The following is a 21,840-nucleotide window of genomic DNA, read 5'->3' as shown; positions in this document are numbered from 1 at the left end:
GAACCCGGTAGTTAAGCCCTTCTGCGCCGATGGTACTGCACTGGTTACGGTGTGGGAGAGTAGGTCGCCGCCGAACTTAATTTGCCCTGCGGGTTGAGCGCCACAAGCGCTCCCCGCAGGGCTTTTTTGTGCCTTTTTCCGCATGCCTTCGTGCATGTGGCGCCGTACGCCTTGAGCGGCTGACCGGGTGATGAGACCTCGGCGAGCGGGTGACGTGAGTCAGGCTCGGGTTGTGCCTCCCTACCGTGATCGTCATGAACGAGCAGTGGGCAGGGGAGGCACCTTTGCGGTGGCGAGCGCGCAGGAGGCGGGGCAGGCACGCCCGCGAGCCCGCGCCGTCCTCGCAGTCGATCCTGCCCGCAGTGCTCGGCGTCGTGCTGCTGGTGTGCCTGATCCTCCTCCTGCTGACTTACCTCTAGTCCTAGCGGGACTGCAGTGCGTCGAGCGCCAAGGCCAGGGCGAACACGAGCCGGCGGTCGACGCCAGGAATCTGGACCGGGACCAGGAGGTGGTCACGGTCCAGGCCTTCTTGTCGACGCTGAACACGGGAGCGCCGTTCTCCGTCGCGAAGTCGAAGCGATGCCGCATGGGGAACGGCGCGTCTCCGGCGAACGCGCAGCGCCCGGACGTTCCCTACTCGCCCTTCTCGAGCGGCACGGGCACCAGGCTCCCGGTCGGGAACCTCAGCTCGTTGCGCTCGATCTTGGCGAACGCGGCCTCCACGAGGTCGACACCGAGCTTGTCCGCCAGCCTGGTCAAGTAGTGCATCACGTCCGCCAACTCGTCGCGGACGTTCCACGCGAGCTCCGGGTCCTTCATCGCGTCCCTCGCCTCTTCCGGCGTCAGCCACTGGAAGAGGTCGGTGAGCTCGCCGACCTCCGCGGACAACGCCATCACCAGGTTCTTGGGCGTGTGGTAGCTGTCCCAGTCACGGGCAGCGGCGAACGCGCGCAGGGCGTCCCTCAGGTCCACGAGATCACGCTGACTCATGCCCCACAACTACCACGTGGACGAACGAGCAAGGATGCCGGTGGTGTGGACATGGATCGTCCGCGTCAACGTTGATTAGCTCTGGTCATGTCAACATTGAGCGCAATCAACATTGATTCGGTCCTCGTGCTCGGCGCCACCGGCAAGACCGGTCGTCGCGTCACCGCACTCCTCGGCCCAGCGGCCCGTCCGGCGTCCCGGTCCGCCTCGACGAAGTTCGACTGGTCCGACCAGGACACCTGGGAGCCCGCAGTCGCCGGCACGACCGCCGTCTACGTCGTGCCGCCGGAGAACCCCCTGCTGCTAGCCGAGTTCGTGAGGGTCGCGGTGAAGGCCGGCGTCACGAGATTCGTGCTGCTGTCGATGCGTGGAGCCCCGGGCGACGACCCGTTCGAGGCGGCGATCAAGGACTCCGGTGCGGAGTGGACGATCCTGCGGCCGACGTGGTTCATGCAGAACTTCGACGAGGACGTGTTCGCCCCGTCCATCGAACACGGGGAACTCGCCGTTCCCGCCGGTCAGGGCGTGCACCCGTTCATCGACGCGGTGGACATCGCCGAGGTCGCCGTCGTCGCGCTGACCCGGCCCGGCCACCACGGGCAGACCTACGACCTCAGCGGGGGCGAGGTCCTGTCGTTCCCCGAGGTGCTGGCGCGGATCAGCGCGGTGACCGGCAAGCCGGTGCGGTACGTGGACCTCCCGGAGGCGGAGTTCACCCCGGTGTTGCTGGAGCACGGCTACTCGGAGGAGATCGCCGAGCTCATCACGATGCTGATCGTGCTCATCCGCGAGGGGAAGGAAGCACACATCGCCGACGGCGTCCAGCGGGTGCTCGGGCGTGCGCCGCGGACGTTCGCCGACTACCTGGGCAGCAGCAAGTTCGCCTGAAGACCGCGCGTGCCCTCGTTGGTGATGACGGCTTCGCAGAGCGCGCGCCCCGTGCGGTCGCGCCACTCCTGCGCCACGTCGGAGTAGCGAAGCCCCATCGCGTGCGTGAGTTGTCCTATCGACTCGCCTTCGAGCAGCACTTCGAGGGTGTGTTCACCGACGTGAGACCCTCTGGCGATCCTGCTGTCCCTCAACTCGGCGATCACGTGCACGGGCGTGCGGCCGTCGACCACGCGGTGCAGCACGTGCTGATGGACGCTCTCTCCGACGACGGCCACCTGCTGTTCCGCCGGCAACGTGGGAGCCGTGCCGAGGGCGTCGTGGTCCAGCAGCAACAACTGCGGTGCGCCGAGGTGCAGGTGCACGCCGTACCGCTGGCCGCTGACGATGATGCGGGCCGGACACGAACCGACCTCGCCGCGCTCGGCGAGTTCCCACAGCAGCGGCTCGTACTCACCGGCCTGCTCACCGCGCAGGTACCCGGCGGCGACAGCGGACCCGTCGCCGCGCAGCAGGTCGACCCGCACCGCACTCCGGTTACCGGCCTCCGGCACCAGCACCGCGACGGCCGGGACCGACGTGTCGTCCGGTGAGCCGGGTGTCTGCGTCGTGGCGAGCCGGACGATCTCGCCGATGGCGTCCTGGTGGTGGGACTCGCCGACGATCGAGACCCGCCCGGCCGTCGACAGGCGACGCAGGCGGGACCGGGTCCGCGCCGGGGCGATCGGCTCGGCGGACCTGTTCTTGGTTCCTATGAACATCAACGCGAACAACGCGAGACCGATGACGAAGCCCAGAGGGCCGAAAGCAACGGTCAGAACCAGCGCGAGCACGGCAACGGCGATCAGGACGGCGGCGGGCGAAGGTTCTGTGCGCTGCTGCATCGTCATGGGGCATCCTCACGACTCGGCTTCCCGTCACTCTCAGTGTCGGTGACGCCGGGCGATACGTTTCACAGATCGCTCGTTTGGCCCACTCTGACGGGCGAGAGACTCCACCGAGTGACGGAATTCGGTCGCAGATCGCGGTCGACCGCCGACCGTGAGTGCACGCCTCCGCCGACCGGAATCAGTGGACGAGCGTCAGCCGCGCGCGCCCGCGCGGTCCCGGCTCGCCACCACCCGGCAGGGCCGTGAGCACGAGCCCGAACACCAGCCCGTTGAGCTCCTCGAGCCCGAGGCCGAGTTCCTTGGCCACGTGCGACGGCGTGGTCCCGTTCTCGCGCAGGACCTTGAACACCTTGGTGAGCAGCTTCGAGGTTTCCCGGCGAGCCATGCCACCCGGCACGAGGCTGTGCACGTTCGCCCACCTCGTGAACTGCTCGCGCCCCACGTGCCAGTGCCGGTGATCGGTGCCGGGCAGCTGCCGTTGGGGCATCAGGAACTCCGCCGCGAACTCCTCGGGTTCGTCGTGCCCGAGCAACACCGCCAGCTGCACGGCGGCGTCGAACCTGGCCTGCTCCGGCGAGGCTGTCGGCGCCAGGAACACGAACGGCGTCCCGTTGTGCCACCAAGAAAAGGCTTCCTGCACAACGCAGTCGACCGGCAACGAGAACACCCGCACGCCGTGCGACTCCAGCAACTGCACCATGTTCGGTGCGGGCCCGTCAGCGAGCCGCCACGCGTCCCGCACCCCCTGCGGCGCTGTGCGCGGGGCCGGCAGATCGGGCTGCGGCAACACGAACAGCCGGTCGAGCCACCCGTTGAACTCGATCGCGAGCTGAGCGGCCGCCGTCACCTGGGCGTCCTGCGGTGCGTTCTGCGGCCGCGGCGGTTCCGGTGCATCGAGGAACGCCGAGGGAAATCCCAGCGCCCCGGCCAACGACTCGACCGTGGCCGGCAACGGGGTGCGCACCCCGCGCTCGTACTCGGTGATCGCCCGCGCCTGCACCCCCGACTTCCGCGCCAGCTCGGCCGCGGTGAGACCGCGCCGGGTGCGGGCGAGCGTGAGTCGCGAGGGCGTGAGCATGATCCGGTCATTGTCGCTCTTGCCCGTCCGCACTGCCAGACGGCCCCAGGCCTAGCGCGCACACCGGCGGCACAAGGCCGTTTGGCGTAACGTCGAACGTGCGGCGCTGGACACAGGTGGATCGGACGTGGCTGCGTGGCCCAAGACAATCGAGCCCAACGGCAGGAGCAGGTGCTGCGCACCGCGGGCTTCGCCGCCTGGTTGCTGGGCCTGCTGTTCCTGGGGCTCTCCGTGGTGGGCGCGATCCGCTGGCCGCACTGGGTGTGGACGGCCCCGATCGCCTGCGCGCTGCTCAGCCTCGCCACCACCTACCGCATGCGCCACACCACGAGCCTGCGCAGACCACTCGCCCTGGCCACCCTCACCCTGGCCCTGCTGGTCGCCGCCGGCGCCCTGGCGAACCTCGCCGCGGGCATGTCCCACTAACCCCGCCGGCGCAGCGCGACCGGAAAGTCCACCTCCTCCGGACCGTCCACATTGGGCGTTTTGGCCAGTGGGAACTCCATCGGCGGCAACACGATCCGGTGCGCCCACCGTTCGATGATCTGGTTCTGCGGCGTCGGCTCCGGCTGCGAGACCTCCCGCAACACCAACAGCCGATCCTCCAGCTGCACCGGATAGGTCACCAGGAACCACAACTTGAGCCCTTCGCCGCGCACGTTCTCGAACAGCGCGAACTGGTCGTGGTCGTTGTCCCGCATCATCGCCGCAATAGCGGGCCCCTTCGCATAGTCGCTGCGCAACGGCGCCTCCGGCGACCCGGTGCCGCGATTTCCCTGCAACGTCCCGAGCAACACGGGTCGCGACGGGTGCCGGATCAGCCCGGCGTTCCAGTGGTCAAGCCGCTGCCACCCCTCCGCCGCCAGCAACTCCCGCAACGTGCCCACCCGATGGATCCAGTCGAGCAGACCCGGCGCGTTCGTCGGCCCGAACGGGGGCGAGGCGGCGCGGGCGTCGATCCCGGCGGTGATCGCGCGGTCCAGGACCGCCTGGCGCAGGCCGAGGTCGGCCAGCTTCGCGTCGGTGTCGGGGGAGAGCTTGCGGTAGGCGGCGTTGGTCATACCTCGACGGTAACCGCGGGGTCTGACAATTCTGCGAAGCTGCCGGTCGTGTACCGCCACGTCGATCCCGGCCCCGCGCCGGCCGCCACGTCCGAGGCGACGTCGAAGGTCATGCGCCGCACACGGCGGGTCGGGACCGCGCCGGAGATGGCGGTCAGGAGGGCTCTGCACCGCAGAGGGCTGCGCTACCTCGTCGACGTCGCGGCGCCCGGCACCAACCGGCGCAGGCGCGCGGTCCGCGGATCGCCTTGTTCGTGGACGGCTGCTTCTGGCACTCGTGCCCGGAACACGGCCAACTCCCCAAGGCGAACCGCGAGTGGTGGCGCGTGAAGCTGCACGGTGTGGTCGTTCGCGACAGGGACGCGGACGTCCAGCTCGCGGCGGCGGGCTGGCGCGTCGTCCGCGTCTGGGAGCACGAGGACCCGGCCGACGTCGCCGACCGGGTCCTCGCGCTCGTGCGGTCGCTCAGGCCGCCACCTGGGTGAGCTGGTGCAGCAGGTCCCGTTCGCCCAGCTTCTCCCGCGCCCACTCCGCCACCGCCGTGTCCTGCGCGAACAGCACGATCTGCCGGTCCGCCGACAGCTGCAGCAGCAGGTCGAGGACGGCGTGGGTGCGGGTGTCGTCCGCCTGCACGGTCACGTCGTCCAGCAGCAGCGGGCACGGTTCGGTGGCCAGGTGCTGCGCCAGGGCCACGCGGAGCAGCAGGTAGATCTGCTCGGCCGTGCCGAGGGACAGGCGGGAGGCCTGGTGCCACGATTCGGTGGCGGTGCGGACGCGCACTGTCAGGGTCGCGGGGTCCACGGCGGCGTCGACGTAGCGGCCGTCGGTGACGGTCGGGAGCCAGGTGCGGAGGGTGTCCTCCAGGGCAGGGGCGATGGTGCTGTGGACCTTCTCGCGTGCCGCGGTCAGGTAGCGGGAGGCCAGGTCTATGGCCTCCACCTCGGCTGAGATCTCGGCCAGGGCCGCTGTTGCCGTTGCCACCGCCTCCTCGGCGTCCGGGACGCTGGGGAGGGTTCTGGCCAGTTCGGTGACCGTGGCGGTGAGGGCTTCCGCGGCGGGGGCCAGGGATGGGTCCGCCGGCGGGACCGTGGCGTAGCGGAGGGTGGCTTCCACCAAGGTTGCGTGGTGCGTCTGTGCTGCGGAGAGGGTGGTCTCGAGGTCGTCGAGGGTGCCGTCGGCTTGCAGGGACTGGAGTTCCGCCCAGGCGTTGCGTTCGTCCTCCGCCTCGCGCAGGAGGCGGTCCCAGCCCCGTTGCCACTCGGCGATGGCGCGCAGGAGGTCATCCGGGCGGTCGCCGGTGCCGCCGATGGCCTTGACGGCCTCGCGGAGGAGGTTCAACGCGCGGGTTCTGGCGGTGGCGGCTTCGGTCACGGCGGCTTCGGCCAGGCGGCGGTCCGCCAGGGCCCGGGCCAGGAGGGGGCGCTGGGCTGCCAGCTGGGCCTGTCGGCCTCGGACCTTGCAGTCGGTCTCGTAGTCCACGAGGAGGTCGGGGACGGTCATCGTGGCGTCCACCTTGCCGCGTGCGGCCAGTTCCACGCGCACCACCTTCTCGGTGCGGGCCACCTCGCAGACCAGGTCGGCGTGTTCGGCTTCCCAGGCGCCGCGGTTGGCCAGGCGCCACAACGTTTCGCGGTCCGCCGGTATCCGCAGGGACGCGCACTCGGCGACGGCCTCGTCGTGGATTCGCACGGCTTCGAGCGCCACGGCGCGTTGGCCCTCTGCTTCGGCGAGGGTGCGGTCCGCGGTGAACAGGCGGGCGCGCGATTCGGTGGCGGCGGCCGCCCGTTCGGCGGCGAAGGTCACGGCGGCTTCGCGGTGGGTGCTGTTGCCCCGGGACAGGGCGCCGCCGACGCCGGCGACCAGGGCGGCCACCACGACACCGATGGCGGCGAGGTGCTGGCCCGTCAGGAACAGCAGCAGGCCCACCACGGAGGTGAGGCAGCTCAACGCCAGCAAAGCGTTGCGCAGGAACGGGTTCGGCACCGCGATCTCCTGCACGCGGGCCGCGGCGACGTCGGCCTCGACCTGGGTGCGGGCCGCGTCGGCGGCCGCGTGGTCCTGGTGCTGGCGCGCGGTGTCCACGTCGATCGACGCCGTGGTCAGGCGGCCACCGGCGGCCGGGTCGAGGCGGGTGGCCAGGCCGCGCAGCACGGACGGCTCGGCGGTCGTCGGGGGCTGCGGACGGCGTTCGTCGTGCGCGGCGGCCACGGCGGACGCGGTCGCATGGGCCGAGGCGACCACGCGGAGTTCGTCGTCCAGCGCGGTCTCACCGACGGGCGGCGACGGCAGGGCTTCGAGTTCGGCCTCGAGCGTCGCGGCGGTCGGGCCGGCCAGCGCGCGCGGGTTCGGCGCGGCCCGCCACGCCGCCAGCGCGCGGTTCACCACGCGGGCGAGTTCCTCCTGCGCGGCCAGGCCGGACGGCGGCGAGTCGCCGAACCGCTCCTTCAGCTCGGTCAGCCTGCCGACCCGCGCGGACAGGCCCTTCATCGACTCGGCGTGCTCCTGCACGGCCAGGCGGGCGCGGGCGGCGCAGGCGAACCGGGCCTGTGCGCTCAGCTCCTGGTACCGGGCGTGTTCGCGACGGGCCACCGCCAGGTCGGTTTCGGCTTCGCGCAAGCGGTTGCGGGCGTCGCGCAACTCGTCGACGGGCGCGGTCAGCCGTTGCAGCGCCTGCTCGACCGTGCCGTCGGTGCCCGCCGTCGCCGCCGCGCGCCGCAGGTGGTTCTGCATGCCGTCGGCCGCGTCCAGCACCGACAGCAGCTGCGCCTGGTCGACGCACGCGGTCGCGGCGAACGACGCGCGGTCGAGGCCCAGGTGGCGTGAGATGTCCGGCGCGGTGTCGTCGTTGAAATCGCGGTCCACCACCACGACCTCGCCGGACTCCAGCGACACCATCGTCTCCACCCGCCACGCCGTGCCCCGCCACGGACGGTGCCGCGACGCCGGTGCACCGCACAGCGCCGCGCGGATCGCCGCGTGCCACGACGACTTCGCCGACTCGTTCATCCCCGCCACCACGGTCAGGCCGGGCGCCAGCGGCAACGTGCGGTCGTGCAACGGCCCGAACGCGTGCGCGACAACGGACTCGATCCTCATCGTTCCTCCAACGCCCGCAGGCCGGCCGACAGCACACGCCCGCGCAAAGTCACGTCCAGCGACGGATCGGCGAGCACGTCCCGCACGAACTGGCCGCGCACGGTCCGTTCCGACGACACGTGGTCGAAGTCCAGCAAGGGGAACGTCCGCTCCGCCTCGTGCCAGCCGAGCGACCGCGACGCTGACACGTCGAACACCTCGCGCGACACCGAACCGTCCTCGTGCACCGTGCACAACACGGCCCCGCGTTCCCCCGTCTCGCCCGGTGTCAGCGGATCCGGGTTGCCCGGGAACGTGTAGTGCGCGGCGTGCTCGGGCGTGTGCACGTGCCCGAGGAACGCGTGGTCCAGCCCCGTGATCGCGACGTCGTCGGGAGCGGAACCGTGGCACAGCGCCAGGTTCACGCCACCCCGGTCCACCGCGAACCCGTCGAGGACGTCCCGCGCGGGGCCGGGACCGACGTTCGCCGCTCCCCACAACGTGATCCCGTCGGCGAGTTCCACCGGCGTCAGCGACTCCGACGAGAACACGTGGACGTTCGGCGTCCAGTCCACCTGCTGGTAGACCGACTGCGGCCCGTACCAGTCGTCGTTGCCGGGCACCAGGAACACCGGTACCGGGCAGTCGAACGACGACCGCAGGAACGAGGCCGTGGAGGGGGAACATCGATCGTGCTCGTACAGGTCGCCGGCGCACAGCATCGCGTCGACGCCGGACTCCTGGGCGAGGTCGACGATGTGGCCCAACGTGTCGCGCAACGCTTGACGCCGCTCCGGGCCGGCGCTCGGGAAGCGCGTGTCCAGGTGCAGGTCCGCGAACAGCAGCAGTTTCACCGGTGCCTTCAGCTCGGGTCGATCGTGCCGGACAGTGACAGGTTCGGGGACGGGATGGGGCTCAGGGGCGAACTCAGCGCCGCCGCCACGGCCGCGGTCTCGGCGTGCCAGCCGGCCAGCTCCGCGACGTTCGGGGTCAGTTCGTAGCCGTGGTGGCGGATCGCGCGGCGCAGCGCGTGCCACAGCTGGGAGGCGTCCTGCGCCACATCGCTGTCCACATGGGACGGAAGAGCGATCAGCAACGCGTGCACGGGCTGGTCGGCGTTCTCGGCACCGCACGCGCGGGCCACCGACCGTTCCACCGCCGTGCGCAACAGCTCGGCGCAGCAACGGATCCGCACGCCGTCGAGCTGGTCGGGGCGCGCCAGCAGGTTGGCGACGCAGGTGAGCCGGTCCTGGACGTCGGAGGGGAGGGTCATCGCTGCAACCACCCGGCGAGCAGTTCGGTGTCGCGGATCAGCACGTCCAGGTCGCCGGTGTCCCCGCCGACGCGGCACGCCTGCACCAGGTCCACCGCCCACGAACCGACGACGTCCTCCAGGTGCGGCACCAGCTTCGCCGGTTCCGCGAGGTCGTCCAGCACGGCCAGGGTGAGCTTCTGGCGCGTCGTCAGCGCGCATTCGAGCCTGCGTTCCACCTCGGCGTGCGGCATCCCGCTGCCGAGGTGGCGGCGCCGGAACCGGGCGTGCGACGCGGCTTCCAGCGCGGCCCGGCAGCACGAGGCCACGAGCTCCGCGCGCAACGCGTCCGGCAGGTCCTCGTCACCCCGCATCGCGCGGGCGTCGCCCAGGCAGCGGCCGACCGGGTCGTCCGACATCCGCACCTGCACCACGGACTCCTCACCGCGGCACACCTCCCACACGGTCGCGGCCAGCCGGAGCCGCCGCAACGCCTCCACCAGCCGTTCGTCGTGCGTGAAGACCACGACCTGGCGGGTCAGCCCCACGTCGGCGAGCACCTGCGCGAGCCCGTCGACCTTGGAGGGGTCCATGGCCTGCACGGGGTCGTCGATCACCACGAACCGGAACGGGCTCTCGTCCACCATCGCCCGCGGCAGGAACAGCGCGAGCCCCAGCGAGTGCAGCTCGCCCTGGCTCATCACCGCGAGCGCCGAGTTCGTGACGCCGTCGACGGACACGTCCAACTCGACGTTGCGGGCCCCGCCGAGCCGGACCGCGCCCAGATCGACGTTGCTCTGCTGGCGCAGCCGCTGCCAGATCCGCTGCGACTCCTTCGCGAACGGCGCGATCCGCTCGGTCCGCAACGTCGCCGCGGCCTTGCGGATCCAGTTCTCCGCCTCGGTCACGTCCGCGAGCACCTGCGAGTCCGCCAGCGCCTGCTGGGCCTGCGAGTGCCACTCGAACAACGCGATCGCCATCGGCCGCCACACCAGGTCGCGCCGGTCGATCTGCTCCCGCGCGACGGTCTTCAGCTGGTCGACCGCCTGTACGAGCTCGGTGTACCGCTCGAACACCTCTTGCCGGAGACGCACGGGGTCGTCGATGGCGACGCAGTCGTGCCAGGCCTGCCACGCCTGCAACGCCGTCGTCACGTCGAGCACGCCCTCGGCTTCGAGCAGCACCTCGGGCACCGGCTGGCACAGCGCGCGGGTGGCCGCGACGGCGACGTCCAGGCGGTCGGCCGCCCCGTGCAGTTCCGCGGCGGCCCTGGCGAGGTGCTCGGCGCGGTCCTTGGCCTTCGCGAGCCACCGGCCGTCGAGCCGGCCGAGGTCGCACACCGGGCAGGTCTGGGCCCGCTCGGAGTCGGAGGTCCTGGCCGACTCCGAGAGCTGGATGGCGAGCCGCAGGATCTCGCTGCACCGCAACGAGTCCTGCGCGTTGTCCGTCGCGACGGCGGTGACTCCGGTGAGCGCCAGGTCGAGCGTCTCGCGCACCCGGTCGACCTCGTCCTCCGGCGGTGGCGCCACGTCCACGATCTGGTGCAGCAGGCTCGTGCCGGTGCCGACCTCCGCGCCGAGCGCGAGGTCCGCGATCGCGTCGAGGTCGGGGGAGTCGCTGCCGAGCAACGCGGCGGCGCGGCGGGCGCGTTCGTCCTGGGACGCCAGCAGCTCCGCGCGGACGCGCTCACGCCGGTCGTAGGGGCGGGCGACGACCTCGGCGAGGCGCTTGCGGTGCTCGGCGAGCGCCTGCTGCGCCTCGGTGATGGCCTCCAGGCCGAGGAGGCGGTGCATCGCCTCGTAGAGGTCTTCCGGTTGGGCGTCGAGAACGGTGCTCAGCTCGCTGTAGGGCAGGAACGGCCGGTAGGTCTCCAGCGCGTCGCGCCACCTGCCGTGGTCGAACGGCTGGTCGTCCTGCGTCCACTCGCCCCGCGCCAGATCGTCGTCCGGCGCCCAGTGTCTTCGGATCGTCGTCTTCCCCGCTGGACCGTCCGCTCTGCCGTCTCCCGGGCTGTCTGCGGGGCCGTCCCCCCGGTCGGATTGGACGAGCTCCAATTCGACGGCGGTGTCGGGCTGGTGCAGGTTGCGCCAGCCCTGCTTCCCCGTGTCGTGCCTGGCGCGGGTCCAGCGGGCGTTGTAGCCGGTCAGCGCGAGCTCGGCGGCCTCGGCGAAGCTCGACTTGCCCGAGCCGTTGCGGCCGGTGACGACGGTCAGTCCCGGACCGGGCGCCAGCGGCAGGCGTGCCTGCGGGCCGATGCCGCGGAAACCCCGCACCCGGATCTCCGAGACGAAGATGCCCTGGCCGGGCCCGTCCGACCGGTCCGGCGGCGCGTCCTCCTCGGTCGCGACGCCGGTCAGCGCGCGGTCCAGCGCCGCGTCGCCCCGGCACGCCGCCAGCACCAGTTCCGCCGCACGTGGGGTGAGTTCGTCTTGGGCCAGTCTTCCGGCCATCAGTTCGAGTAACCCGGCTTCACCCGCCACGGTCACATTTCCTCCAGCTGCCACCACTCGATAGGGCGGCAACTTAGGCACGAAAGGGGACCTACTGGTGAGTACTCACACGATCGAGTGGAGTTACATAGGGTGACTAAAGTAGGTCGCGCTCGTTAAGGACCCCACACCTGCAGGCCCCTGATCACGAAGTAGGCGTCCGGCACGTAGGTGCCGTGCTTCGGGTAGGTGGTGAACTCGGCCTCGGTCGAGCAGTTCTCCCGCTGGTACACGGTCGCGTCCCTGCTCAGGCGGTTCGCGAACGACTTGCCGGTGAGCGTCAGGGTGATGCACTCGCCGGGGTTCGCGGTCTCCAGGTCCAGGCGTTGCACGGCCCCCGTGTACTCCGGTCCGGCCCACACGCAGAACTCGCCCTTGTCGCAGGTTCCGTCACTCTGGGCTACGGCGATCCCACTGGAGGCAACCGCGCCCGCAGTGATCACCAGGGCGGCGATGAGGCTCTTCGTCGACATGGGCGCACCTCCGTCGCAATGGAGTGTGCGTCCATTCGGGTCAGTCGGCCAGACGATCTTGAAGCGCCGTGCGTCCCGCGGGGCGTGCGCCTTGGCGTCGTTGTCGAAGTAGACGAACACGTCGCCGTGCTCGCGCCAGGCCCTGACCTTCTCGGCCCACTGGTCCAGGCCCTCGTCGGTGTAGCCGCTCACGTAGAGCTCGTCGTGGCCGTGCAGCCGCACGTAGACGAAGTCGGCCGTGACCTTCTCGATGAGCGGGTACTTGCCGGCGGCGTCCGCGACGACGACCGCGATCCCGTGGCGTTGGAGGAGCTCCAAGAACTCGGGCACGACGTAGCTGTCGTGGCGGACTTCGAGGGCGTGGCGCATCGGCCGTTCGGCGTCCGTGGTGGTGTGGGCCGGGTCCACGCGGTGGTCGTGGCGCTTCGCGATCTCGGCCGCTTCGGTGGTGGTGCGGGGGAGTGCCTCGAAGAACGCCGTGAGCAGGCCCGCGTCGAACTGGAGCGTGGGCGGGAGCTGCCACAGGATCGGGCCGAGCTTCGGGCCCAGGGCGAGCACACCGGACGCGAGGTAGTTCGCGAGGAGCTCGTCGCCGTCCTTGAGGCGCTTCATGTGCGTGATGAACCTGCTGCCCTTGACCGAGAACACGAAGTCGTCCGGCGTCTCGGCGGCCCACTTCCGGTAGCTCGACGGGCGTTGCAGCGAGTAGAACGAGCCGTTGATCTCGACGGAGCCGAGCTGCTCGCTCAGGTACGCCAGCTCGCGCTTCTGCGTGACGCCCTTGGGGTAGAACGTGCCGCGCCAGGGTGGGTAGACCCACCCCGAAGTGCCGATCCTGACCTCGCCCACCTGGCTATCGTGGCACGGTGGACGACTCCGTGTTCGATTCATACCTGCGGCGCATCGGCGCCACCCGCTCGTCGTCGTTGGCGGAGCTGCACGAACGGCACCTGCTGAGCGTTCCGTTCGAGAACCTCTACACGCACATGGACACCCGGATCGTGCTGGAGGTCCCGTGGCTGCACGACAAGATCGTCGCGCAGCGGCGGGGCGGGTTCTGCTACGAGCTCAACGGGCTGTTCGCGGAGTTGTTGCGGCACTTGGGACATCACGTCGACCTGCTCGGCGCGCGCACGATCGGGGAGAGGCTCGGGCCGCCGCTCGACCACCTCGCGCTGCTCGTCGACGGCACCTGGCTCGCCGACGTCGGGTTCGGCGCGTTCACGTCGCGGCCGCTCGACTGGAAGTCGCGTGAGGACCAGCGGAACCCGTCCGGCACGTTCCGGCTCGCCGACGTCGGCGACGAGGTCGAGGTGCTGATGAACGGCAGGCCTTCCTACCGGCTGGACCGCCGGCCGCGCGAGCTCGCCGAGTTCGTCCCGACGTGCTGGTGGCACCAGACCGCGCCGGAGTCGCACTTCCGCACCCAGCCGATGGCGTCGCTCGCGTTGCCCACCGGACGGATCACGGTGACGGACAAGAAGGTCGTGCGAACGGAGAACGGCCACAAGACCTCGACCACCATCGAGGACCCTGCGGCCGCTTTCCTGGAACACTTCGGACTTCACTTCCGGCAGAGCAAGGCGTCCGGCGTCCTGCGCCAGTTGTAGGCGACACCGGCGATGTGCTCGTCCTGGGCGCACTGGCCCTTGTAGTGCCCGTTCGCCCAGTCACCGCCCTGGTCCGGCCGGTTGTCGCCCCGGTCGAACCACAGCACGCGGGTCTGGTTCCCCTGGACGACCGGTGCGCAGATCAACGTGAAGTTCGCGTAGCCGACGGCGGCGTTGCCTTGCGGGCACTGGAGTTTCGTGTAGCCGACGGCCCAGTCGCTCGTCACGTGCTGCTCGTTGGTGACGCGCGTCGTGCCGCTCCACTGTGGACCGCTGACGCACAGGCCGCGGTTGCCGGTGTGGCTGATGCCGACCAGCTTCCCGCTCTGCGGGCAGGACTCCTTGAGCAGCTGGTTCCACCGGGTCTCGCGCGGCACCTGCCCGGTCCGGCTCGGCGCGGTGACGAGCCGGTTCCACGCACCGGCCCGCCAGTCGTCGCCGTCGTTGACGCCCATGCGGTTGCCGTTGGCGTCCCAGTGCAGCAACGCCCACCCGTTGCCACCGCGGTTGGTGTGGAAGCCGACCAACGGCCAGTAGGCGAAGTCCGTGTCGTTCGCGACCAGCTGGTTCACGAACCGCTCGAACCAGTCGCGTGCCTTGGGGTTGTTCTCGCCGCGCCCGCCGACCCCGAACTCGCTGATCCACAACGGTGCGGTGAAGTGCTTCTGCGCCTCGGTGATGAAGAACGCCTGCCGCTGCAGCACGTTGACGTGTTCCTGCGGTGACAGGTCCTGGTAGCGGGGGTCGGTCGTCTCGCCGATTCCCGTGGCACCGCTGTGGTTCGGGCCCGTGTAACCGTAGAAGTGCGCGGAGTACACCAGCTTCTCGGGGTTCGCGAGCGTGTGGCTGAGGAACCGCACTGGTTCCAGCGTCGGCCGGCCGTGCGCGAAGCCGTCGACCGGGATGCCCGTCCAGTTGATGCCCTCGACGATCACCAGCAGGTCGGGTGCGACCTGCTGCAGGCGGTCCGCGGCCTGCTGCGACGCCTTGTGCCAGTCGTGGTCGTTGCCCCAGCCCCAGTTCGGGTCGTCCCAGACGTTGCGGCGCACCTCGTTGTAGAGGTCCGCGCCGACGACGCGCTTGTTCGCCTTGTAGCGGTCGGCCATGAACGCCCAGTCGTTGATCCACTGGTCGGTGCTCTGGCTGGTGTTCCAGCGCTCGTTGCCGTCGACGCCGCAGCACCAGCGCGAGGTCGTGGTGTGGTTGTTGAGGATGACGGCGAGGTTGTTGCGCGTCAGTTCGCCGACGACCGCGTCGTAGACCTCCAGCGGCCGCTTGCCGTTGAGCTGCGCGTCCTTCAGGCCGTTGACCGGGGTGGTGTCCCTGATCATCTGGTTGGAGAACGGCAGCCGGATGCTGTTGACGCCGATCTCCTTGAAGCCGCTGATGATCGTGGCCATCGACGCGCGGTCGAGGCCGAGCGGCACCTGGTCGGCCTTCTCGCCGGAGTGGTGGTTGGCGGGGTCGTTGATGTCGCCGGAACCGGTGTAGGTGCCGCTCGCACCGTGCCAGTTGCCGGACTTGAGCTTGAAGCGGTCGCCGTGGGCGTCGACGATCCACCGGCCTCGGGTGCTGAGGGGGCCGGTCCAGGCCGCCTCCTCCGCGTGCGCTTGCACGGGAGCCACGAGACTCGCGGCCAGGAGCAGGGGAGCCAAGACGCGAATCGTTCTCATATCTGAACAGCTTAACTGTGGGAGCGCTCTCGCAGAAGGTGCGAGAGCGTCAGTGCGTTGAGCGGTGCGGCGCCGTGCATGGTGTTGTCGAAGTAGACGTAGGTGTCGCGGTCCCAGTCCTCGATCTTCTCGGCCCACGCGCCGAGCTGTTCGTCGTCGTACGAGCTGATGTAGAGCTCGTCGTGCCCGTGCAACCGCAGGTAGGCGAAGTCGGTGGTGACGGCTTCGATGCACGGGAACGTCGGGGCGTCCGACACGACGTGAGCGACGTCGTGTTCTTGGAGCAGGTCCAAGTAGGCGTCGGTGCGGAACGACTCGTGCCGCGGCTCGAGCGCGTGCCTGCCCGGCGGGAGCGCGGCGAGGAAGTCCCGGATCGTCGCCGGGTCGAAGCGCAGGGACGGCGGCAGTTGCCAGAGGACCGGTCCCTGCTTCGGGCCCAGGGCGAGCGACTCGGCGAACGCCCTGACCGCGTCCCCGGCGTCCCGCAGGCGCCGGACGTGCGTGACCAGCTTCGGGCCCTTGACGGCGAAGACGAAGTCCGGCGGGGTCTCGGCGACCCACTTGCGGTAGTTCGACGCCGGTTGGTGGCGGTAGAAGGAGCTGTTGATCTCGATCGTGCCGACCTGCCCGGCCAGGTGGTTCAGCCAGAGCCGCTGCGGGACGCCGCGGTAGAAGCCGTCACGCCATTCCGGGTAGCGCCATCCCGACGTACCGATCCTGATCATGCCCTCCGGGTTGCCCGGCGCCCCTGTAGCTACTCCGTAGCACTTATTTGGCGTTGGTGCTACATTGGTGGTATGCAGCAGCTCAAAGCCATCGGCCAGCGTGAGCTCCGCAACGACAACGCGGAGATCATGCGGCGCGTCGAGGCGGGTGAGAGCTTCGTCGTCACCCGCAACAACAAGCCCGTCGCCCAGCTCTCGCCGTACCGCGAGGAGGCGGTCAGCAGGCCGCCGCTCGGGGACGTGCAGGTGCTGTTCGGCACCCTGCCCCCGGTGGACGCCGAGCGGTGGGAGGCCGACCGGCGGGCGGCCGACGAGGTGTTCGGTGCCGACGACCCCCTGGACGACCCGTGGCGCAGCTGAGCTGTCTGCTCGACACCTGTGTGCTGATCAGGCTGGAGCGGGCGAACCTGGGGGAGTACGTCCACGCCCAGCCGTACCTGAGCGCCGTGACGATCGCGGAGCTGGCCTTCGGGCTCGACACCGAGGACCCGGTCGAGCGGTTCGCGCGGACCGAGCGGTACTACGCGGCGTTGCAGACGTTCGAGGTGCTGCCGTTCGGGGTCGAGGAGGCCAAGGTCTACGGGCAGATGGCCTCGCTGGTGCGGCGGGCCGGGCGCAGTCCGCGGCCGCGGCGGATGGACCTGCAGATCGCGGCCACGGCGGCGGTCGCGGGGGTGCCGGTGCTGACGATGAACGTCAAGGACTTCAAGGACGTCGGCCGGCTGGTGGAGGTCGTGCCGATCCGTCAGGTCTGAGCGCCGCTCTAGGCTCTCGCCATGACCGCTCTGGGGTTCAGCTGTTCGTGTTGCGGTGAGGTGCACGAGGGGCTGCCGTTCGCCTACTCGATGCCGGCGCCGGTGTACTGGTCGGAGGAAGTCGCCGGGCTGCCGGGCAGCTTCCTCGCCGGGGAGCAGTGCGTGATCGGGGACGAGCACCACTTCGTGCGCGGGCGGATCGTGCTGCCGGTGCGCGACGCCGACGAGGACCTGGAGTGGGGCGTGTGGGTGTCCCTCTCGCCCGTGAACTACCAGCGCATGATCGACGTCTTCGACGACCCGGCACGGGCCGCCGAACCGCCGTACTTCGGCTGGCTGTCGACGGCCCTGCCCGGCTACGCGTACCCGACCGTCAACCTCAAGACCAGGCTGCACACGCAGGAGCCCGGGGTGCGTCCGCTGATCGAGCTCGAACCGACGGGCCACCCGCTCGCCGTCGAGCAGCGCGAGGGCATCACGGTCGCACGGGTGCAGGAGTTCGCGGAGATCGCCCTGCACCAGCGAGGAACGCCCTGACGCGTTCCAGGTGGTCGATGCCGATGCCCTTGCGGGGATCGACCGGCACCAGCAACGTCCCGGGGCGCGCGGTGGCCCACTCGCCGTCGCGCCGCTGGAACTCGTCGTCCAGCCACGCGATCGGCCGGGTGCCCGCCCACGCGGTGATCGCCGGGACCTTGGCGTGCAGGCCGTCGCGGTGGTCGGCGCCGCCGAACGCGATCCACTCGAGCTCGGGCAGGCCGAGGACCGGGCCGATGAACTCGTTCGCCTCGTGCTCCCACGTCGTCGCCCACACCAGGTCGGCGTCGACGGCGGCGGCGAGCGAGAGCAGCCACGGGCCGTGCGACGGGTCGAGCCACACGCGCAACGGCCGGAAGAAGCCGTGCGGGCGGATGCGGTGCGTGGTGTAGCCGGCCGGGCGCCGGGTCGGCTTCGCGAGGAACGGGTTCAGCGGGCCGTCGACGTCCAGCAGGATCGCGGGACGAGTCATGCCCTGATGAGATCATCTCGAAGCCTCAGGAGCCCGTGAAATCCAGATTCAACACGATCGGAACGTCCGAACGGCTAATGATCCGGCGTTTCAACCCGATACCTGACACATGACTGTCACGGACATCGCGACGTGGGGCACGGCGGACCACGTGCGGGCCGCGCTCGAACACCACCTCGAAGGCGCGCTGGTCGAGGTCCCCCAGGACGACGACTCACCCCGCTGGGCGTTCGGCGAGGCACTGCGCAGGTCGTTGATGCTGCGCCAGACCCACCCGTTCGACACCGTCGCCCTCGGCCTGCCGGACCTGCCGCGCTACCGGGAACTGGTGGCGGGCTCCGAGGTGACGTTGCGCGCGACGAACATCGACGCCTACTTCATCTGCCAGGCCGGCAAGGCGGAGCTGCACCGGCCCCAGATGGTGCCGGAGGCCTAGCGGACAGGCACCGCTGCCTGTTCCGCACGTGCCGGTGGGCTCCTCACGGCATGAAGAAGCCCCGGCTCCGTCGAGGAGGAACCGGGGCTTCGACCACAGCGGACTAGGCGGGTACCGACGCCACACCCGGCGCCAGGAAACGCTTGCCCGTGACCTTCTCCGAGATGCCGGTGCGGTCCAGGTACGGCGTGATGCCGCCCAGCCAGAACGGCCACCCGGCGCCCAGGATCATGCACAGGTCGATGTCCTGCGCCTCCGCGACCACGCCCTCGTCGAGCATGATCCGGATCTCCTCGGCCAACGCCTCCAGCGCGCGGTTCTTCACCTCGTCACCGGTCAGGGGCGCGTCACCGAACTCCCACAGGGCCTGGACCTCGGGGTCGACCGTCTGCTTGCCGGTCGAGTCCCACTGCCACACCGCGCCCTTGCCGGCGGCGACGAACTTCTTCATGTTCTCCGACACCGAGAACCGGTCGGGGAACGCGCCGTGCATCGTCTCCGACACGTGCAGCGCGACGGCGGAACCGACCAGCTGCAACAGGATCATCGGCGACATCGGCAGGCCCAGCGGCTCGGTGGCCTTGTCGGCGACCTCGAACGACGTGCCCTCGTCGACCGACTTGATGACCTCGCCCATGAAGCGGGTCAGCAGGCGGTTCACGACGAACGCGGGCGCGTCCTTCACGAGCACCGAGGACTTCTTGAGCTGCTTGCCGATCGAGAACGCCGTCGCCAGCGTGGCGTCGTCGGTCTGCTCGGCGCGCACGATCTCCAGCAGCGGCATGACCGCGACCGGGTTGAAGAAGTGGAAGCCCACGACCCGCTCGGGGTGCTTGAGCTTCGACGCCATGTCCGTGATGGACAGCGATGAGGTGTTGGTCGCCAGGATCGCCTCGGCGGAGACGTGCTCCTCGACCTCGGCGAACACCTGCTGCTTGACGGCCAGGTCCTCGAACACGGCCTCGATCACGAAGTCGGCGTCGGAGAACGCGGCCTTGTCGAGCGAGCCGGAGACCAGGGCCTTGAGGCGGTTCGCCTCGTCCGGCGAGATCCGCTTCTTGCCCAGCAGCTTGTCGATCTCGGCGTGCACGTAGCCGACGCCCTTGTCCACGCGCGCCTGGTCGATGTCGGTCAGCACGACCGGCACGTGCAGGCGGCGGATGAACAGCAGCGCCATCTGCGAGGCCATCAGGCCCGCGCCGACGACACCGACCTTGGTGACCTTGCGCGCCAGCGACTTGTCGGGCGCGCCCGCCGGTCGCTTCGCCCGCTTCTGCACCAGGTTGAACGAGTACAGGCCCGCGCGCAGCTCGTCGCTCATGACGAGGTCCGCGAGGCCCTCGGTCTCGGCGGCGTAGCCCTTCTCGAGGTCGTTCTCGCGCGCCAGCTCGAGCAGCTCCAGCGCCTTCAACGCACCGGGCGCCGCGCCCTTGGTCTTGCCGTGCACGATGCCCTTGGCCCGTGCCACGGCCGCGTCCCACGCGTCACCGCGGTCGATCTCCTTGCGCGGCACCGAGATCTCACCGCGCACGACACCGGACAGCCACAGCAGCGACTGCTCCAGGTAGTCGGCGGAGTCGAACAGCACGTCCGCGATGCCCAGCGCGAGCGCTTCCTTCGGCTTGAGCATCTTGTTCTGGTTCAACGCGTTCTCGAAGATCACCGTCACGGCGTCGTCGGCGCCGATCAGGTTCGGCAGCAGCTGCGTGCCGCCCCAGCCCGGGAACAGGCCGAGGAACACCTCGGGCAGCGCGATCGCGGCCGCGTTCGACGCGAGCGTGCGGTAGTGGCACGACAGCGCGAGTTCCAGGCCACCGCCCATGACCGCGCCGTTGACGAAGGCGAAGGTCGGGACGTCCGAGTCGGTGAACTTCTTGAAGACCTCGTGGCCCAGCGCGCCGATCGTGACGCCCTGCGAACGGTCCGTGGCCTGCTCGACGGCGGACAGGTCCGCGCCGACCGCGAAGATGAACGGCTTGCCGGTCACCGCGATGGCGGCGGGCTTGGCCGCGTAGGCCTCGTCGAACGCGGCGCCGAGCGACACCAGCGACTGCGGGCCGAACGTCGACGGACGCGTGTGGTCCAGGCCGTTGTCGATCGTGATGAACGCGACCGGCTTGTCGAGGCCGGGCACGCTGATCAGACGGGTCTTGGCGTGGGTGACGACCTCGTCGGGGAAGATCGCCTTTGCTTCCTCAGCGGTGATGGTCACTTGCCACTCCAGTTCGGGTTCTCCCAGATGACCGTTCCACCCATGCCGATGCCGATGCACATGGTGGTGAGGCCGTAACGGACGTCCGGACGCTCGGCGAACTGACGCGAGAGCTGCGTCATCAGACGGACGCCGGACGAGGCCAGCGGGTGACCCGTCGCGATGGCGCCGCCCCACTGGTTCACGCGGGGGTCGTCGTCGGCGATGCCGAAGTGGTCGAGGAACGCGAGCACCTGGATCGCGAACGCCTCGTTCACCTCGAACAGGCCGATGTCCTCGATGGACAGACCGGCGCGCTGCAGCGCCTTCTCCGTGGCCGGAACCGGGCCGATGCCCATGACCTCGGGCTCGACACCCAGGAACGAGTAGCCGACCATCCGCATGCCGACGGGCAGGCCGAGCTCGCGCGCGGTCTCCTCCTCGGCGAGGATGCAGCCGGTCGCGCCGTCGTTCAGACCGGCCGCGTTGCCCGCGGTGATCCGGCCGTGCGGGCGGAACGGGGTCTTGAGCTTCGCCAGGTCCTCGACCGTGGTGCCCGGACGCGGCGGCTCGTCGGCCGTCGCGAGGCCCCAGCCGTTCTCCGCGGAGCGGGTCGCGACGGGCACGAGTTCCGGCCCGATCTTGCCGTTCTTGAGCGCGTCGGCGTACTTGGCCTGGGAGTTGGCCGCGTAGGCGTCCGTGCGCTCCTTGGTGATGTGCGGGAACCGGTCGTGCAGGTTCTCCGCGGTCTGGCCCATCACGAGAGCGCTGGTGTCGACGATCCGGTCCGACAGGAAGCGCGGGTTCGGGTCGACGCCCTCGCCCATCGGGTGCCGGCCCATGTGCTCGACGCCGCCCGCGATGGCGATGTCGTAGGCGCCGAACGCGATGCCGCTCGCGGCCGTGGTCACGGCGGTCATCGCGCCCGCGCACATGCGGTCGATCGAGTAGCCGGGCACCGACTTCGGCAGGCCCGCGAGCAGTGCCGCGGTGCGGCCGAGCGTGAGGCCCTGGTCGCCGATCTGGGTGGTCGCGGCGATCGCGACCTCGTCGACCCGCTCCGGCGGCAGCTCGGGGTGCCTGCGCAGCAGCTCACGGATGACCTTGACGATCAGGTCGTCGGCACGGGTCTCGGCGAAAATCCCCTTGGGGCCGGCCTTGCCGAACGGCGTGCGTACGCCGTCGACGAAGACCACGTTCCGAACGCGTGCCGGCGCTGCTGGTGCGGCCACGGCGTCTCCTCCA

At 70.2% G+C, this 21,840-nt stretch carries 23 protein-coding genes and 1 rRNA gene; 10 read left to right on the top strand and 14 right to left on the bottom strand.

What is annotated here, in order from left to right; all coding sequences use genetic code 11:
* Window positions 1-76, top strand: a 5S ribosomal RNA gene (rrf, locus tag QSK25_RS45655); the annotation flags it as partial.
* Window positions 77-254: 178 nt separating this feature from the next.
* Window positions 255-419, top strand: a complete 165-nt coding sequence (locus QSK25_RS41410) for a hypothetical protein (protein ID WP_170176444.1) — start codon at window positions 255-257, stop codon at window positions 417-419.
* Between the two features lie 214 nt (window positions 420-633).
* On the opposite strand, the gene QSK25_RS41405 is transcribed toward QSK25_RS41410, so the two are convergent.
* Window positions 634-990, bottom strand: a complete 357-nt coding sequence (locus QSK25_RS41405) for a nucleotide pyrophosphohydrolase (RefSeq protein WP_285646775.1) — start codon at window positions 988-990, stop codon at window positions 634-636.
* A 96-nt stretch (window positions 991-1,086) separates the two neighbouring features.
* On the opposite strand from QSK25_RS41405, the gene QSK25_RS41400 reads away from it, so the two are divergent.
* Complete coding sequence (locus QSK25_RS41400; protein WP_285646773.1) at window positions 1,087-1,878, top strand: NmrA family NAD(P)-binding protein; 792 nt, start codon at window positions 1,087-1,089, stop codon at window positions 1,876-1,878.
* Here QSK25_RS41400 and QSK25_RS41395 read toward each other — a convergent pair.
* Entirely contained in the window at window positions 1,851-2,768 is a 918-nt protein-coding gene (locus QSK25_RS41395; RefSeq protein ID WP_285646771.1) for a hypothetical protein, read from the bottom strand. The two genes, QSK25_RS41400 and QSK25_RS41395, sit on opposite strands and share 28 nt — an antisense overlap.
* Before the next feature lie 178 nt (window positions 2,769-2,946).
* A complete protein-coding gene (locus QSK25_RS41390; RefSeq protein WP_285646770.1) occupies window positions 2,947-3,846 on the bottom strand; it encodes a helix-turn-helix domain-containing protein in 900 nt (299 codons plus the stop codon).
* 135 nt (window positions 3,847-3,981) lie between these two features.
* On the opposite strand from QSK25_RS41390, the gene QSK25_RS41385 reads away from it, so the two are divergent.
* On the top strand, window positions 3,982-4,272 hold the full coding sequence (locus tag QSK25_RS41385; RefSeq protein ID WP_285646769.1) for a hypothetical protein: 291 nt from the start codon (window positions 3,982-3,984) through the stop codon (window positions 4,270-4,272).
* On the opposite strand, the gene QSK25_RS41380 is transcribed toward QSK25_RS41385, so the two are convergent.
* Entirely contained in the window at window positions 4,269-4,907 is a 639-nt protein-coding gene (locus tag QSK25_RS41380) for a hypothetical protein (protein ID WP_285646768.1), read from the bottom strand. The two genes, QSK25_RS41385 and QSK25_RS41380, sit on opposite strands and share 4 nt — an antisense overlap.
* Window positions 4,908-5,161: 254 nt before the next feature.
* Here QSK25_RS41380 and QSK25_RS41375 point away from each other — a divergent pair, with 254 nt between their 5' ends.
* On the top strand, window positions 5,162-5,392 hold the full coding sequence (locus QSK25_RS41375; RefSeq protein WP_285646767.1) for a PDDEXK family nuclease: 231 nt from the start codon (window positions 5,162-5,164) through the stop codon (window positions 5,390-5,392).
* Here the strand turns inward: QSK25_RS41375 and QSK25_RS41370 are convergent.
* The 5 genes from QSK25_RS41370 to QSK25_RS45525 form a co-directional block, all read right to left on the bottom strand.
* Window positions 5,373-8,003 carry an AAA family ATPase gene (locus QSK25_RS41370; RefSeq protein WP_285646766.1) on the bottom strand — a complete coding sequence of 877 codons (2,631 nt, stop codon included), beginning with the start codon at window positions 8,001-8,003 and terminating at the stop codon, window positions 5,373-5,375. The two genes, QSK25_RS41375 and QSK25_RS41370, sit on opposite strands and share 20 nt — an antisense overlap.
* On the bottom strand, window positions 8,000-8,836 hold the full coding sequence (locus tag QSK25_RS41365; protein WP_285646765.1) for a metallophosphoesterase family protein: 837 nt from the start codon (window positions 8,834-8,836) through the stop codon (window positions 8,000-8,002). The genes QSK25_RS41370 and QSK25_RS41365 overlap by 4 nt, the downstream gene beginning before the upstream one ends.
* Window positions 8,837-8,844: 8 nt before the next feature.
* The gene (locus QSK25_RS41360; RefSeq protein ID WP_285646764.1) at window positions 8,845-9,255 is read right to left on the bottom strand and encodes a hypothetical protein; all 411 of its coding nucleotides are present in this window, start codon (window positions 9,253-9,255) and stop codon (window positions 8,845-8,847) included.
* Window positions 9,252-11,684: an AAA family ATPase gene (locus QSK25_RS41355; protein ID WP_285646763.1), complete on the bottom strand. Its 2,433-nt coding sequence runs from the start codon at window positions 11,682-11,684 to the stop codon at window positions 9,252-9,254. Before QSK25_RS41355 ends, QSK25_RS41360 begins: the two co-directional genes overlap by 4 nt.
* 155 nt (window positions 11,685-11,839) lie before the next feature.
* Complete coding sequence (locus QSK25_RS45525) at window positions 11,840-13,045, bottom strand: DUF72 domain-containing protein (protein ID WP_352236992.1); 1,206 nt, start codon at window positions 13,043-13,045, stop codon at window positions 11,840-11,842.
* 17 nt (window positions 13,046-13,062) lie between these two features.
* Here QSK25_RS45525 and QSK25_RS41340 point away from each other — a divergent pair, with 17 nt between their 5' ends.
* Window positions 13,063-13,806 (top strand): arylamine N-acetyltransferase family protein, encoded by a 744-nt coding sequence (locus QSK25_RS41340; protein ID WP_285646761.1) that lies wholly within the window; start codon window positions 13,063-13,065, stop codon window positions 13,804-13,806.
* Here QSK25_RS41340 and QSK25_RS41335 read toward each other — a convergent pair.
* Both QSK25_RS41335 and QSK25_RS41330 read right to left on the bottom strand, forming a co-directional pair.
* On the bottom strand, window positions 13,761-15,461 hold the full coding sequence (locus QSK25_RS41335; protein WP_352236990.1) for a glycoside hydrolase family 5 protein: 1,701 nt from the start codon (window positions 15,459-15,461) through the stop codon (window positions 13,761-13,763). The genes QSK25_RS41340 and QSK25_RS41335 overlap by 46 nt on opposite strands.
* A 29-nt stretch (window positions 15,462-15,490) precedes the next feature.
* A complete protein-coding gene (locus QSK25_RS41330; RefSeq protein ID WP_285646759.1) occupies window positions 15,491-16,204 on the bottom strand; it encodes a DUF72 domain-containing protein in 714 nt (237 codons plus the stop codon).
* Window positions 16,205-16,276: 72 nt separating this feature from the next.
* Here QSK25_RS41330 and QSK25_RS41325 point away from each other — a divergent pair, with 72 nt between their 5' ends.
* The 3 genes from QSK25_RS41325 to QSK25_RS41315 are packed head-to-tail and all read left to right on the top strand — an operon-like array spanning window position 16,277 to window position 17,496.
* The gene (locus QSK25_RS41325) at window positions 16,277-16,564 is read left to right on the top strand and encodes a type II toxin-antitoxin system Phd/YefM family antitoxin (protein ID WP_285646758.1); all 288 of its coding nucleotides are present in this window, start codon (window positions 16,277-16,279) and stop codon (window positions 16,562-16,564) included.
* On the top strand, window positions 16,552-16,959 hold the full coding sequence (locus QSK25_RS41320) for a type II toxin-antitoxin system VapC family toxin (RefSeq protein WP_285646757.1): 408 nt from the start codon (window positions 16,552-16,554) through the stop codon (window positions 16,957-16,959). Before QSK25_RS41325 ends, QSK25_RS41320 begins: the two co-directional genes overlap by 13 nt.
* A 21-nt stretch (window positions 16,960-16,980) precedes the next feature.
* A complete protein-coding gene (locus QSK25_RS41315) occupies window positions 16,981-17,496 on the top strand; it encodes a DUF2199 domain-containing protein (protein ID WP_285646756.1) in 516 nt (171 codons plus the stop codon).
* Here QSK25_RS41315 and QSK25_RS41310 read toward each other — a convergent pair.
* The gene (locus QSK25_RS41310) at window positions 17,435-17,968 is read right to left on the bottom strand and encodes an HAD domain-containing protein (protein WP_285646755.1); all 534 of its coding nucleotides are present in this window, start codon (window positions 17,966-17,968) and stop codon (window positions 17,435-17,437) included. The genes QSK25_RS41315 and QSK25_RS41310 overlap by 62 nt on opposite strands.
* Before the next feature lie 109 nt (window positions 17,969-18,077).
* Here QSK25_RS41310 and QSK25_RS41305 point away from each other — a divergent pair, with 109 nt between their 5' ends.
* Window positions 18,078-18,404, top strand: coding sequence for a hypothetical protein (locus tag QSK25_RS41305; protein ID WP_285646754.1), 327 nt, complete (start codon window positions 18,078-18,080; stop codon window positions 18,402-18,404).
* Between the two features lie 103 nt (window positions 18,405-18,507).
* Here the strand turns inward: QSK25_RS41305 and QSK25_RS41300 are convergent, their stop codons facing one another.
* Entirely contained in the window at window positions 18,508-20,616 is a 2,109-nt protein-coding gene (locus QSK25_RS41300) for a 3-hydroxyacyl-CoA dehydrogenase NAD-binding domain-containing protein (RefSeq protein ID WP_285646753.1), read from the bottom strand.
* Entirely contained in the window at window positions 20,613-21,827 is a 1,215-nt protein-coding gene (locus tag QSK25_RS41295) for a thiolase family protein (RefSeq protein ID WP_285646752.1), read from the bottom strand. Before QSK25_RS41295 ends, QSK25_RS41300 begins: the two co-directional genes overlap by 4 nt.
* Window positions 21,828-21,840: the final 13 nt, after the last annotated feature.

Origin of the sequence: Lentzea sp. NBRC 102530 (assembly GCF_030269365.1) — a bacterium.
Taxonomy (GTDB): Bacteria; Actinomycetota; Actinomycetes; order Mycobacteriales; family Pseudonocardiaceae; genus Lentzea.
Note: the sequence above shows the minus strand (reverse complement) of the source record. Positions and strands in the feature narration are given on the sequence as shown.